Annotated in this window: 12 protein-coding genes; 3 read left to right on the forward strand and 9 right to left on the reverse strand. The window is 38.9% G+C overall.

The annotated features are described in order from the left end of the window. Positions 1–19 precede the first annotated feature (19 nt). The 9 genes from AC3E6G_RS06300 to rlmD form a co-directional block, all read right to left on the reverse strand. Complete coding sequence (locus AC3E6G_RS06300; protein WP_154858774.1) at positions 20–4,495, reverse strand: NACHT domain-containing protein; 4,476 nt, start codon at positions 4,493–4,495, stop codon at positions 20–22. 74 nt (positions 4,496–4,569) lie between these two features. Beyond that, the gene (locus AC3E6G_RS06305) at positions 4,570–7,221 is read right to left on the reverse strand and encodes a valine--tRNA ligase (RefSeq protein WP_195611491.1); all 2,652 of its coding nucleotides are present in this window, start codon (positions 7,219–7,221) and stop codon (positions 4,570–4,572) included. After that, positions 7,214–7,792: an AAA family ATPase gene (locus tag AC3E6G_RS06310; RefSeq protein ID WP_195611495.1), complete on the reverse strand. Its 579-nt coding sequence runs from the start codon at positions 7,790–7,792 to the stop codon at positions 7,214–7,216. Before AC3E6G_RS06310 ends, AC3E6G_RS06305 begins: the two co-directional genes overlap by 8 nt. Further along, a complete protein-coding gene (locus AC3E6G_RS06315; protein ID WP_185761544.1) occupies positions 7,792–8,352 on the reverse strand; it encodes a GNAT family N-acetyltransferase in 561 nt (186 codons plus the stop codon). The genes AC3E6G_RS06310 and AC3E6G_RS06315 overlap by 1 nt, the downstream gene beginning before the upstream one ends. Positions 8,353–8,633: 281 nt before the next feature. Then, on the reverse strand, positions 8,634–8,981 hold the full coding sequence (locus AC3E6G_RS06320) for a helix-hairpin-helix domain-containing protein (RefSeq protein ID WP_048789067.1): 348 nt from the start codon (positions 8,979–8,981) through the stop codon (positions 8,634–8,636). Between the two features lie 181 nt (positions 8,982–9,162). After that, on the reverse strand, positions 9,163–9,417 hold the full coding sequence (locus AC3E6G_RS06325) for a DUF1912 family protein (protein WP_006596820.1): 255 nt from the start codon (positions 9,415–9,417) through the stop codon (positions 9,163–9,165). 2 nt (positions 9,418–9,419) lie between these two features. Continuing rightward, complete coding sequence (locus tag AC3E6G_RS06330) at positions 9,420–10,766, reverse strand: DUF438 domain-containing protein (RefSeq protein ID WP_195611498.1); 1,347 nt, start codon at positions 10,764–10,766, stop codon at positions 9,420–9,422. Then, positions 10,766–10,999: a DUF1858 domain-containing protein gene (locus tag AC3E6G_RS06335; protein ID WP_006596822.1), complete on the reverse strand. Its 234-nt coding sequence runs from the start codon at positions 10,997–10,999 to the stop codon at positions 10,766–10,768. The genes AC3E6G_RS06330 and AC3E6G_RS06335 overlap by 1 nt, the downstream gene beginning before the upstream one ends. Before the next feature lie 131 nt (positions 11,000–11,130). Next, the gene (gene rlmD / locus AC3E6G_RS06340; RefSeq protein WP_048715840.1) at positions 11,131–12,486 is read right to left on the reverse strand and encodes a 23S rRNA (uracil(1939)-C(5))-methyltransferase RlmD; all 1,356 of its coding nucleotides are present in this window, start codon (positions 12,484–12,486) and stop codon (positions 11,131–11,133) included. Between the two features lie 158 nt (positions 12,487–12,644). Between rlmD and recX the strand changes: the two genes are divergently transcribed. The 3 genes from recX to AC3E6G_RS06355 all read left to right on the forward strand — a co-directional run bounded on the left by recX (position 12,645) and on the right by AC3E6G_RS06355 (position 14,459). Continuing rightward, on the forward strand, positions 12,645–13,421 hold the full coding sequence (gene recX, locus AC3E6G_RS06345) for a recombination regulator RecX (protein ID WP_048715842.1): 777 nt from the start codon (positions 12,645–12,647) through the stop codon (positions 13,419–13,421). 87 nt (positions 13,422–13,508) lie between these two features. Continuing rightward, positions 13,509–14,042 carry a nucleoside tri-diphosphate phosphatase gene (ntdP, locus tag AC3E6G_RS06350; RefSeq protein WP_048715843.1) on the forward strand — a complete coding sequence of 178 codons (534 nt, stop codon included), beginning with the start codon at positions 13,509–13,511 and terminating at the stop codon, positions 14,040–14,042. A gap of 99 nt (positions 14,043–14,141) precedes the next feature. Next, entirely contained in the window at positions 14,142–14,459 is a 318-nt protein-coding gene (locus AC3E6G_RS06355) for a DUF960 domain-containing protein (protein WP_048715845.1), read from the forward strand. Positions 14,460–14,525: the final 66 nt, after the last annotated feature.

Below are 14,525 nucleotides of genomic sequence, written 5' to 3' on the forward strand. Positions count from 1 at the left end.
AACAGAGATTCAGCATTTTTTATTTATTCATCAATTCTTCGATTAGAATTCGCGAGCTACCAAACTCATTTTCAAACATTTGATCAATAATATCTAAACAATTATCAGCAACATCATCGCCTTTGTGTTCATCATAAAGCTGTATCATTAACCTAGAAAGATATTCTTCTATTCGTCTATAATAATATGTTTCCAATTTCAATTTATTGTTTTTGCTCACAATATTAGACACTGTTTCAAAAATGATGGTTGTATAATTTGAAATCGATACTTGTTTTTCAAGAGATTCTAAAAAATAATAATATAACTTATCTTTATATTCTGAAGTTAGTAGTTTAAGTATTAAATCTCTATCTTCTTTAATATCCAACAAACCATCCCTGAATAACTGAGGTAAAATTTTTTCTAAATTTGTAATATTCTCACTTAAATAATGAAGTATAATCTTCTTTGATTTCTCTTCATGGTTCTTTACCTTTAAATAATTTATTGCCATCTGGCAAATACCTTCTGCTTGAAGTGCACTTCCACTATAAACAGATGATTCCATTTCTCCTTTATTTAAGTAAATTTCTGTAATCAGAAATGAGGCATTTTTTACAAGTAATGTATCTTTTGAATCGAAAGCTAATTGCAATAAAGATTGAATTCGTTCTTTTTCATCTTCGTATAGTCTAAACAAAATGTAGTTACTATACCAATGAATTATCATCTTTTCATCCGTAAAAATCCCTCTAAATAACTCTCTAGCAAAATCTTTATCTAAATCTAAAATTATATACAGAAGAAAAATAGTATTTAAGCGTACGTAGTCAGTCTTATCATTAGCAAGTGAAATAATAGTATTTTTGAAGTACGAAATGTTTGTTGGTGAATTTTCTATTAGTTTTGTCAAAGCGTGTATTCCATGACCTCTTAAAGTTGAGTATGACTGTTGTAAATAATTTTCCAGAGTTTGATTCTCGTTAAATTTATCAAGAACATCTAAATCAGTTTTCTTAAGATAATAATTAAGCTTTCCAAAAACTTCATCGGACCATCCCATACTTGCGTGTTCCTCTATGACTCGGAAAAAATAATAAAGATTCTCCCAATTATCTTCATTTACAAAATTTAATAGTATGAATTCAAGGTCACTTAAAACAGGGTCTGGAATTTTTTCTAAGTCTACAATTCCACCTAGTAGACCATCTATATAATGTTCATTGATTTTATGATTGGACGATAAGTTTAAAAATAAAGAAACGTATTCTTTAGGATTTTTAGAAACAGCATTTCTAAAATCCCTAGCTAATTCTCTGGGAGAAGACTCAATAAATATTTGCCTCTCACTATCCCATCTACATTTAGTCTCACCTTTTGAACTGATGAGAATATTTCTCCAAGATTTAGCAGAAATATCCTTTCCTTGTAGCGGAGATACTACACTTCCACAATGTGAGCCATAAAAAGAATCAGAAAAACTATTAGATCGTTCTAATACCTTTAGTAATTCGATAGCTTCTTTACTCATTCTGTTTTTCGGTAAAACTGATAGCAATCTATACTGAAAATCTCCCCAAAATGGCCAATAAACCCTATAATCATTTTGAGATTTATTTGTTTCAATTCTCCTTGCTAGTCTTTGTTTAGCCTCAGGTGATACATAATGAATAATTTGTTCTTCAAGTTTATGGTACATTTCTAATGAACATCTTTTTGAGACCTTAGAAATCAATCGTTTGGCTAAAATCAATTTTTCTTCATAACCTTGGGATTTTTCAAAGAGTGTTTTATTAAAATCAATCAATAAGTATTCGATACAATTATCAGAATAACTCTCTGGTAAATTATGCAAAGCATCTAAAATAACTTCATTATAGAGATAATCACCTTTTCCCATATAATTACTATAAGTTTTCAAAAAAATCTCAGGATGTTTCGAAATTAAATATTTATTTGCTTCATTTAATAAATGAAGGTAATATCTTTGTAAGCTATCGCGTTCTTTCAAGGCTAGATTGTATTTAGTTGAATTATTCTCGGAATACTTTCTAAGATAAGGTAATAATATTTGGACGATTTGTATACAATTTTTATCTATGTAATTATGGGAGTTTTCATCGAAATTCTTTGATTCATTATAAAATCTATTGCTATTATCAGAGTCTTGAAATTTATCAAGTAATAAGCAAATCACTTTAATTTTATAATAATTTAAATTTTTATAGTAATCATCATAGAATTCTATATTTTCAATAAAATCACTCCAATAATGTAATCTTAAATTAAAAAAGTTTTCAGAATCATTATTATAGTCACTATAAAAACAACTACGCCATTCGTGCTTATCATCAGAAATTTTTATAGCATTTCTTATAAATTGAGTAGCTTCAGTTGTATAATATGGAGAAATACTGCTTAATAAGTTAATTACTAATGCTTTATTGATATCTAAAAATTTTTGCAACACATCCTTTTTTACTAAAAAATTAACATATGCAGGATGACCACTAATTACCGTTTGGCATAAATGATTTCTATAATTTATATCTTGAATCAGATCTGCTATATAATTTAAAATCTTTTTAGATGGTTCTTGAATACTTCCTAAGATTTCAAAGAAAACATATTTGAAATTAAACCTGACATTATTACTCTTTATTAATTTAGTTCCAAAATCTAAAAAATCTTTTTCTGATTCTTCTAATAATGATTGAAGAAAAATTTGAAATTGATAACGTCTTGTTGGATTCTGTTGAGTTTTATCTCCAATAATTTCATTTATATCGTCATAATTATCGTAGTAATCAAGAATCATTTGCTCTGCAACAAAACAATCTAAGAATGACTGATGAACAAAAGAAACTTTGTTGGAACGCTCTGTTAACATCCCTTGGCTAATTAAATATCGCAGAGCTTTCTCATTACCTATTATTCTTCTCTTACTAAACACGGTTTTACCTGTATCAGCAAATAAATTGACAAGTTTTTCTTTTAATTTATTCAGATCATCTTCACTTAAATCGGCTTCCTGGCATTTTTCTGATAAATCCCTCCACCATTTATCAACTAGGTTATAAGTATTTTTTATTTGATAGTATTCTTCTTTGTAATTAATTTGTTCCCAAATATAAAGATTACTCGGGGTTCTCAACAACTGTCTTAATCTGTTTGGATAATTATGGTATTTACTCCCTAAAATTTCCTCAACCTCATTTTCAAATAATTCATTAACTTCAACTTTATGCCAAGACTCTGCATCATCTTTCGATTTATTTTCAAATAACGCCTTAATTCCGCTATCATTTTCTAAATCATAAGTTCTACAAACAAAAATAATTGAGATTTTATTCTCTCTTTCCAAATTGAGGTTCCGTATCTCTCGAATCAACTCCAAACAAGTCACAAGTGAACTTTTAGAATTTCTTGCTGTCCATCTTAACGCATCTAGTTGATCTAATATAAGAACAACATTATTCTCTTTAGAAAAAGCGTTCAAACAATAACTAATGCTAGCAGGAAATCCTAATTTCTCCCCCCATCCTTGTGCCGTACCCTCAGGAATATAACAATCTAGTTTTAAATCTAAGTGTAAAATATTACTTTTATTACACCAATCAATAATATTTTCTGTTAAACCGCTTTTACCATTCCCAGCTTTACCGTGAATGATAATTGACTTTCCTTCTTGAATATATTTCTTACATTCATCAAATTGTGTGCGAATTTTTAGACCCGAATCCAATGTTTTAAAGCTATTTTTATACTCATCATTTAAAATATGTATTCTAGGCATTATCCTATCATCACGTGCTAAATTTCTGAATTCAATTTTCTCATTTTTAATAAATTTCTCTAAATCCTGAAATGAAAGCCATCTTCCATAAATTTCACCTTGTAAAATTAAATTAATGAATTTTGACTTTATGCTAGTAGCATCACCAATAAAATATTGACTAACCTTATCTTTAATAAATTCTTCATTATCTGGATACGGTTCTTGCCTAATCACCGTTCTACTTAAAAAATCTATAACTTTTCGAATATCTTTTTCCTTAGAAAAACCTAAATATTTAATATAATCGTTCAATAAGCTACTGATTACTGAAGATGTCTGAACCTGATATTCAATGAAATACTGATCATCATCATTAGTTTTAGCCCTATAAATCAAATCAGAGAAACTTATAAACGGTAGTGGACTAACTAATGAAACCTTAACTTGTGGATCCCTTTCTAAATGTCTCCTCCAACTATTAAGAATTCCTCTTTGATTTAAATCCGCAAGAGACCAATTTTCTTTACTAGCATTTCTTCCTTTGCATTGTTGTGCCTCCTTACTCCCATTTCTATATCTTACTAAAACATCCACACGATCAGCTTCGGGACCAATTGGTTCAATTTTTATAGCATCTATTTTTTCAGCTATGATATCAATAAATTTCAAAACAATCCAATTGAACTCATATTTATTACCTAATTTATCTGCTCTTCCACCTATTTCATAAGGCATAAATCTACCTCTCTTTTAATGTATATTTAACATTATTATACAAAAAAACACGGCATTCCGCCGTGTTTCTATGTTTATTTAACCAACTTCTTCATCTCATCAATACGTGCTACGGTCGCATCGTATTTGGCTTGGTAGTCGGCTTGTTTGTCGCGTTCTTTTTGGACGACTTCTGGTTTGGCATTGGCTACGAAGCGTTCATTAGAGAGCTTCTTACCGACCATATCCAGTTCTTTTTGCCATTTAGCCAGTTCCTTATCGAGACGAGCGAGTTCTTCTTCGACATTGAGGAGGTCTGCCAGTGGCAAGTAGATTTCTGCTCCAGTGATGACGCTTGACATCGCGAGTTCAGGTGCAGGGATGTTTGATGCGATTTCCAAGTGTTCTGGATTTGTGAAGCGTTTGATATAGTTAACATTGCTGTTAAAGAAGGCTTCCAAATCGCTATCACTTGTCTTAACAAGAATCGTGATTGGCTTGCTTGGAGCAACGTTTACTTCCGCACGCGCATTACGAACAGCACGGATCAAGTCTTTAAGGCTTTCTACACCAGTGTGAGCTGCAAGGTCTTCAAAGGCTGGGTTAACAGTTGGGTATTCCGCTGTGACGATAGAGCCTTCTGAGATTTGACCAAAGATTTCCTCTGTCACGAAAGGCATGATTGGGTGAAGGAGACGAAGGATCTTGTCCAAAGTATAAAGGAGAACAGAACGTGTGATGACTTTCTCTTCTTCATTATCGCTATAAAGGACTTCCTTGGTCAACTCAACGTACCAGTCCGCAAACTCGTCCCAGATGAAGTTGTAAAGGATGTGCCCAGCGACACCAAACTCAAACTTATCAAAGTTTTCAGTGACTTTGCCGATCGTTTCGTTGAGGTTGTGGAGGATCCAGCGGTCAGTGACATTTCCAGCTTCCTTGTTAACAACTTTTTCCACATTAGCCGTTGCTTGCTCAAGGGTCAAGCCTTCATTGTTCATGAGGATGTAGCGAGAGATGTTCCAAATCTTGTTAATGAAGTTCCATGAAGCATCCATTTTCTCGTAAGAGAAGCGCACGTCTTGCCCTGGTGCAGAACCGTTTGAAAGGAACCAACGAAGGGCATCGGCACCGTATTTCTCGATGACATCCATTGGGTCAATCCCGTTACCCAGAGATTTAGACATCTTGCGTCCTTGCTCGTCACGAATGAGACCGTGGATAAGGACGTTTTGGAATGGCTGACGGCCAGTGAATTCCAATGATTGGAAGATCATACGAGACACCCAGAAGAAGATGATGTCGTAACCTGTTACCAAGGTTGAAGTTGGGAAGTAACGTTTGAAGTCTTCTGAGTCAACATCCGGCCAACCCATAGTTGAGAATGGCCAAAGGGCAGAACTGAACCAAGTATCCAAGACGTCTTCGTCCTGAGTCCATCCGTCACCTTCTGGAGCTTCTTCGCCAACGTACATTTCACCCTCAGCATTGTACCAAGCAGGGATTTGGTGACCCCACCAGAGCTGACGAGAGATTACCCAGTCATGGACATTTTCCATCCATTGGAGGAAGGTATCGTTGAAACGAGGTGGGTAGAATTCTACCTTATCATCTGTGTCTTGGTTTGCAATGGCATTATTAGCCAATTGGTCCATCTTGACAAACCACTGCGTAGACAAGCGTGGCTCAACTACAACACCTGTACGTTCTGAGTGACCAACACTGTGGACACGTTTTTCGATTTTAACGAGGGCACCGATTTCTTCCAACTTGGCAACGACTGCCTTACGAGCTTCAAAACGGTCCATGCCTGCAAATTCGAAGGCCAAGTCGTTCATAGTTCCGTCATCGTTCATGACGTTGACTTGTGGCAAGTTGTGACGTTGACCGACCAAGAAGTCGTTTGGATCGTGGGCAGGAGTGATTTTCACGACACCAGTACCAAATTCAGGATCTGCGTGTTCGTCCCCAACGATTGGAATCAATTTATTAGCGATAGGAAGGACGACGTTTTTACCAATCAAGTCCTTGTAGCGTGGGTCTTCTGGATTGACCGCAACCGCAACGTCCCCAAACATAGTCTCAGGACGAGTTGTCGCAACTTCAAGGGCGCGTGAGCCATCTTCTAGCATGTAGTTCATGTGGTAGAAGGCACCTTCGACGTCCTTGTGGATTACCTCAATATCAGAGAGGGCTGTGCGAGCCGCTGGGTCCCAGTTGATGATAAATTCACCACGGTAGATCCAGCCTTTTTTGTATAGGTCCACAAAGACCTTACGAACCGCTTTTGACAAACCTTCATCAAGTGTGAAACGCTCACGAGAGTAGTCTACAGAGAGCCCCATCTTGCCCCATTGTTCTTTGATAGTAGTGGCATATTCGTCTTTCCATTCCCAGACTTTCTCAAGGAATTTTTCACGACCGAGGTCATAACGACTAATGCCCTCGCCACGCAAGCGCTCCTCAACCTTAGCCTGAGTAGCAATCCCAGCGTGGTCCATCCCTGGAAGCCAAAGCGTATCAAAGCCTTGCATACGTTTTTGACGGATAATGATATCTTGCAAAGTTGTATCCCAAGCGTGACCAAGGTGAAGTTTACCAGTTACGTTTGGTGGTGGAATCACGATAGAGTATGGCTTAGCCTTTTTATCGCCTGAAGGCTTGAAAACATCTTCGTCAAGCCATTTTTGGTAACGACCAGCCTCAACCTCGGCTGGATTGTATTTAGGTGAAAGTTCTTTAGACATGTGTGTGTCCTTTCTCTATTGTTTTCATTTTTTCTTGAATCTGGTTTGCGACTTCTTCTGCAGACAGATTCGTATTATCAATTTTCAGGTAGTGGTGAAGACCACTCGGTTGCTTTTGAGAATTAAGTTGATCTGTTTTATCAGTCTCTAAAATTTCTCTTTCAGATACCTCAAAATTCCGTTTCAAGGGTTTGTATTTCAACCGATTCTCCGTCCGATTGCGACGTAAGCGCTCCTCAAGAGACGTTTCTAATTCAACAAAGAGAATCTCTTGATGATACTCATTTAATAAATCTTGAATATCCTTCAAATACATCAGATGGTATTGATTTGAAAAATCAGTTACACCTGTTAAAATCACCGACCGATGATGCCTGGCGCTTGTTCCAAGAAAAGAAAAGTTAACGCTACGAACAAATTCCCACATTTCTTCCGTAAAATCCTGATAGATTTCGAGTGCGAAATCAATTGGTTGATGGTTGAAAAAGAGAGTCGCACCGGTGAGTTCCGAAAGTTCCTGACCAATGGTCATTTTCCCTGCAGCTGGAGCTCCAATGATGAAAACATGCATCAATCCACCTCCCACTCACTCTTCAGCAAGCCATATCTCAAATCATCACAGCGGTTGCCTTGAGCATCTTTGCGGTCTCTTATGCGAGCTTCAAGGGTAAAGCCAAGTTTTTCCGCGACTCGTTGACTTTGAAGGTTGTAGCCAAAGCAAGACAATTCTACCTTATGAAGCCCCAGTTCTTTAAAAGCCAGATCAATCAAGGCACGCGCTGCTTCTGGCACATAGCCTCGCCCCCAATAGTCTGGGTGCAAGGTATAGCCAATCTCCAGCACATCGTCTTCGTGGCGATGATTGAAGTCGACAGAACCAATGACTTTATCGGTTCCTTTGACCACAATTCCATAGCCAGCTGGGAGATTGTCCTTTTCATTGCGCTCAGGAAGGATATGCTCTAGATAATAAATCTCATCTTCCAAGTTCTTGACGGGTGGAAAACCTGCTAGGTAGGAGACTTCTGGAAGACTAGCGTAAGCATATATGTCCTCTGCATCAGCCACTGTTCGGACTCGTAAGACTAGACGCTCCGTTTCGATTCGTTCTGGCAACTCTGCTCTTGTCATTTTCCTCCCTCGCTTTCTACAAAAAATCGTCCCTGTCATCAATCTGACAGGGACGAATATGTTTATCCGCGGTACCACCCAATTTCGGGCAACGCCCGCAACTCTCGTCTTTTAAACAAAAAGATATTTTTATTTCAATTTTTCATCCATTAGCTACCAGTTTTGACACATTTGTGGACTTCTCAGCACCGCCACTTTCTGTATAATGTGGGACTCAAAACACCTCTAACAGCTTCATTTTATCAAGTTTTCCTGGAAATAGCAAGAAATCACAAAAGTGATTATTTAAACTTGACACCAAGTTCTTGCAATTTTTTGATAGTAGCTGGGCCGATTCCTTTAAGGGCCAACAACTCTTTCTCTGTCCAGTTTGCAAAGTCCGCAACAGAGCGAATACCTTCATCATAGAATGTTTGCGCACGATCTAGTGCTACACCTTCCAAGCTTGCAGCGAATTCTTCTACTGAAGAAGCTGCTTGTTTCACTTCTTTCGCTACTGCTTTTGCTGCTTTTTCAACTTTCTTAGGTGCTTCTTTAACAGCTGCTCCTACAGTTTCGACAGCTTTTTTCAAAAGATGTCTATTTTGATGTTTGTATTGTTTCGCACGGTTAACGTTCTTCTTTGCCATTTTTCCTCCTACGTATCCAGTGATCAATCCCTAAGGCAACAAGGTTTCATCACCAATATTACTTTCGATAATTCGTTGATGTGTGTTCAACTTTTTTATTGTAACACAATCCCTCGAAAAATCAAGTCATTGCACTATTTTCAGCCCAATCCAGCCAGTAAAAGGCCTTCACAAAGAGCTTTTAATAGGTTCTCTCTCCAAACAAGCCATCTGGAAGATCGTGGAACCCTTTCCCCTCGTGGTAGTTAGCAAACTTCCCTTGAAGGAATTGATAGGCATCCAAGCGACTCTCGTAGCGGATCATAGCTTCCTTGGCCCGCTCGTCCTGATCTTCTTCATAGACCTTCTTGCTTTCTGTCAGGGCCATCTCATTGATCATGACCTGGGTCTTGATCCAGGCCTCAAATTCTTTCATAAATTCTTTTTCGTAGCTCATTCTTACTCCAATCCTCTATAAAATTCACTATCGATCTCCCGATAGGGTTGGATATCCTGGACATATTCCAAGACACCTTGAAAATCTCCTGCTTCATCACGCACTGCCGCATAGGTGACATGGACAAATTTCCCACGTGATTCGGATTTGAACCACATTTCGTACTTGTCTTTTTTCCCTTCTCGAAGCCCCTGCATGATGGCTTTGACCTTCTCCAAATATTTTGGCGGGTGACACAATTCGACATTGCGTCCTACCTGCGACGGCGTCCTTTTGAAGATCATCTCCTCAAAGGGCGCTGCATCATTGTAATACTGAAAGATATCATCCTTATTGACAAAGGTGATCTCCATCGGTAGATGGTTCAAGATCAAATTCGCCTGCTCCACCGATAAAAATCCATGGCCAAAAGCTTGTGGTTGCTGGCGGTCGGAGCTCTCTTCTTTTTTCTTAGGCGTGAAGGTTATGGTCAATTGTCCCTCAGGAGTCTCAATGACCTGACAGTGCTCATCTCCATTTGAAGAAGGAAGTGCTTCAGTTGAACCTTCTGACTCTCTTGCTCCTTCTTCCTTGAAGTCCACGCGTTTCGGCACCCATTTCTCACTCGGAATGATAATAGCATAACCATATGCATCGCTTTCTTCCGCAATGGAGAGCCAATCATCCTGGCTAAAAGCCTCCAGCAAAATCATCAAGAGGATCGATTCTTCCTTGAAGATCATAGCCTCAAACTCTTGCGCAAAGGCTTCAAAGCGCTCTTTGACTTCAGAAATACCAGAATCCTGTAGTTTCTTGGCTGCGTCCATAGCTTTCGCAAAGAGTTCTCGAATCTGGTCATCCACTCCCCACATGACTTTAGGGGGGGAATCATGCCCATAGCGCTCCATAATGGGGAACATCAACTCTTCCTTGCGACGGTAATGCCGATCAAATTGACCCACCAAGCCCAACTGACGCAAGAGGCCTTTGTGAATCTCCTGGATCATCTCAGGATCCTCCGTCGTCTCATAATTATCCAGCAAGCGACGGACCCGCATCATAGCGGCCCGAAGGGCTAGATTCTCCTGTTTAAAAATCTGAACCGGATGACCTGGATGATCGGTATCTGTTACTTCAACCCCTTGTACAGCGTTCTTAAAGAGATTAGCATGGACATCGCACAGCTCCATGACATCCTCAAAGGTGATACCTGCATCGGAATTCATCAGTTCATGTTCCATGAGGGAAATCTCAATCGCAGACACCCCGCTAAAGGTCGCATCAAAGCGTTCCTGAACCGACTCAGGAGAAGCTCCATGATGAAGGTCTAATAAGATATCTCTTAAGACATGAATTCGTTCATCACTCATTAGTCTAGCCCCACTACTTCATAGCCATTGGCCTCTAGTGTTCGTACAATCTTCTCCATAGGAGTGCCTTCTAATTTTGATCCTTGTTTCAAGGAAACCTTGCGCCCAACTGTATTGCGCATGATCGGATTGGCTAAGGGTTTAAAGCCCAACTCCACCAACAAGTCCAATACTTCCGGATGTTGATCAATGACTTGAGCAACGGGAATCGATACATCAATTTTATTGTCCATCTTTCACACTCACATTCTTCTCTCATCTAAGATCTTTGGAATCTAACGCTCCTCCTGGGAGAGCTCCTTGGCCCTCTGATTGGCCTTTTCATACATGATTTGCCAAATATCCACTGTTGATCCCTATTTGATTAAGCTTTCTTGACCAATTTCACAACAGCCTCTGTCCGAGCTGTATGGGGAAACATATCCACTGACTGGATGTAGACGACATCATACACCTTGGTCAAGTCCACGAGGTCCCGCGCCAGGGTGGAAACATTGCAAGAAACGTAAACCATCTTTTGAGGGGCATAGCGCAACAAGGTGTCAATCAATTGAACCCCCAGTCCTGTACGTGGTGGATCCACAATGACTGCATCTGCCCGATAGCCTTCCTTGTACCAACGAGGAATAATTTCCTCAGCCGTCCCAGCTTCATAGTGGGTATTAGCAAACCCCATCTGCTTAGCATTGTACTTGGCATCCTCAATCGCTTCAGGGATAATGTCCATCCCCCGGACACTCTTGACCTTATCCGCAAAGGCAAAACCAATGGTCCCAACCCCGCAGTAGGCATCAATCAAATGATCCTCTGGGGATACATCCAAGGCCTTGACAGCTTCACTATAGAGGACTTCTGTCTGCTCAGGATTTAACTGATAAAAGGCCCGAGGAGACAAGGAAAATTCATAATCCAAGACCCCTTCTCGAATGGTCTCCTGTCCCCAAATAATCTGTGTCTTCTCTCCATAGATCTCGCTGGATTTAGAGGTATTCAGATTGACTGCCACCGTCACAATTTCAGGGTGTTTTGCTACTAGATCTGCCACCAAGTCTGTTAAATTAATCTGCCGACTCGTCACCACGATCATTTGGACCTGTCCAGTCTTACGAGCCCGGCGCACCATGATGGTTCGAACTCCCAATTGCTTCCGATCATCTGAAATCGGAATCTGGTAGTAGGTCAATAACTCCGCTACATGGTTAGCGATTTCCTGAATGACCGGATCCTGGACCAGACAGTCCCTTAATTCCACCAAATAATGGGAATTTTGGGCGTACAAACCAGCCTTGACCTGCCCCTTAAATTTACGCGTCTGAAATTGAAGTTTGGCCCGATAATACTGTGGTTTTTCCATCCCAAGCGTCGGACGGATCAGATAATTTTCATACCCCTTAGGAGCATATTTTTTCAAGGCCTGCTGCAGCAAGTCCGTTTTGAACTCCAACTGCTTGCTGTACTTCAGATGCATGATCTGGCAGCCCCCACAGGTCTCATAGATATCACAGGTTGGCGTTACCCGATACTTGGAAGCCTTGTTGACAGACAAGAGCTTGGCTTCTGCAAAGTTCTTTCGAATCGCAGTAATTTGGCAAAAGACATCTTCGCCCTTTAAAGCCCCAGGCACAAAGACTAAGGTCTTCTTGTAAAAGCCAATCCCTTCTCCATTAATTCCCATTCGCTTGATTTTCAAAGGAATTCTTTGTTTAACTTTTAGATTCATATGTCTATTATACCATGTAGTTTCTCATTCGTTTAGAATATGATAGAATTGAAAAGAAAAACAAGGAATTACAGACCATTTCTCAATAATAATACGAATAATATAGAGAGAAAGATTGATCATAACCAAAAATAAAATCGAAACGAAACAGGAATCCTATGAAAATCACCAAATTAGAAAAGAAAAAACGTCTCTACCTTCTAGAGCTGGATCAAGCCGAATCCCTCTACATTACAGAAGACACCATCGTCCGCTTCATGCTCTCACGAGACAAGGAAATTAGCCAGGAAGAACTCAAGGAAATCCAAACCTTTGCCCAGCTTTCCAATGCTAAGAATTTAGCCCTTTATCACCTTTCTTTTAAAGCCCGTACAGCTCGAGAAGTTCGCGACTACTTAGCCAAGCATGAAATCGACGAATCCACTATTGAAACTGTCATTAACACCCTAAAAGAGGACAAATGGATCGATGACTTAGCCTATACTCGGGCTATCTTTCAATCCAATCACGTCTCAGGTGACAAGGGACCCTATCTCCTCAAGCAAAAGCTCATTCAAAAAGGAGTCTCTTCCCACTATATTGATCAAGTCACCTCAGAATTTGATTTTTCCGAGGTAGCTCAACGAACAGCCCAAAAATTAGCCAAACAATACGCTAAAAAACTTCCACCAAGAGCCTTAAAAGATAAAATCACACAAAATCTTATCAATAAAGGCTTCAGTTATGAAGTTGCCAAGCAAGCCTATCACCAGTTGGATATCGAGCCAGATGAAGAACAAACACTCGACCTAATTATGAAGGAACTGGAAAAACAGCACCAGAAATACTCACGAAAATATGAGGGCTACGAACTCAAACAACGCCTCACCCAAGCTCTTGCTCGCAAAGGCTATGACTACTCTGACATTTCTACAGCTCTTCGCGAATTCCTTTAAATAAAAATTCACATGAAAATCCCTTATTTTCATGAAAATATGATACAATATAGAGGATATACTTAGATTGTAGAAAGTTGGTAAGTTATGAAACTACCTAAAGAAGGCGACTTTATTACAATTCAAAGTTATAAACATGATGGAAGTCTCCACCGAACGTGGCGGGACACCATGGTACTAAAAACTACGGAAAACGCACTGATCGGCGTCAATGATCATACTCTCGTTACAGAGAGCGATGGTAGAAGATGGATTACCAGAGAGCCAGCAATCGTCTACTTTCATAAGAAGTATTGGTTCAATATCATCGCTATGATCCGAGATAATGAAGTGTCCTACTATTGTAATCTAGCCAGTCCATTTTATATGGATCAAGAGGCACTAAAGTATATTGATTATGATCTTGATGTCAAGGTGTTTCCTGGTGGTGATAAGAAACTGCTGGACGTAGAAGAATACGAACAGCATAAACGCAAAATGAACTATTCAGATGACATTGACTTTATCCTAAAAGAAAATGTCAAAATCCTTGTAGATTGGATCAACAATCAATTAGGTCCTTTCTCTGAGGAATACATCAAAATTTGGTACAACCGTTATGTTGAACTGCGAAATAAATAAAGTTGAAAAGAGCGAAAGCTCTTTTTTTCGAACTTAATACTTGCAATATCCACCTAAAACAAGTACTATGTACTTAATAAAAAGAGGAAGGGAGATACTATGGCGTTTACAAATACTCGAGGTCGCTATGCTAGTTTTGGGGTTATGACCAGTTTACCAGACGATATTATTGATAGTTTCTGGTATGTCATTGACAACTACCTCAAACATGTCTATCCCTTAAACTCAGTTCTAAAATTTGAACTTATCAATCGAAAAGGAAAAACAACATTGCGGTTCAGTCAAAAAGACTTCCCCTTAGAAGTTGCAGTTGATTTCCTAATTCCCTTCGACCCCTATTATCCAAGACAAGTCAGAATTGTCGATAATAAGGGACGAGAAACCATCATGCTGATTGACGAATATCAATTATTATAAAAAAAGGCCACACGGCCTTTTTTCGTTACAAACAAAATAAAAAAGGTCATCTGACCTTTCTACTCT

The organism is Streptococcus sp. SCPM-O-B-23252 (M501), assembly GCF_058200355.1.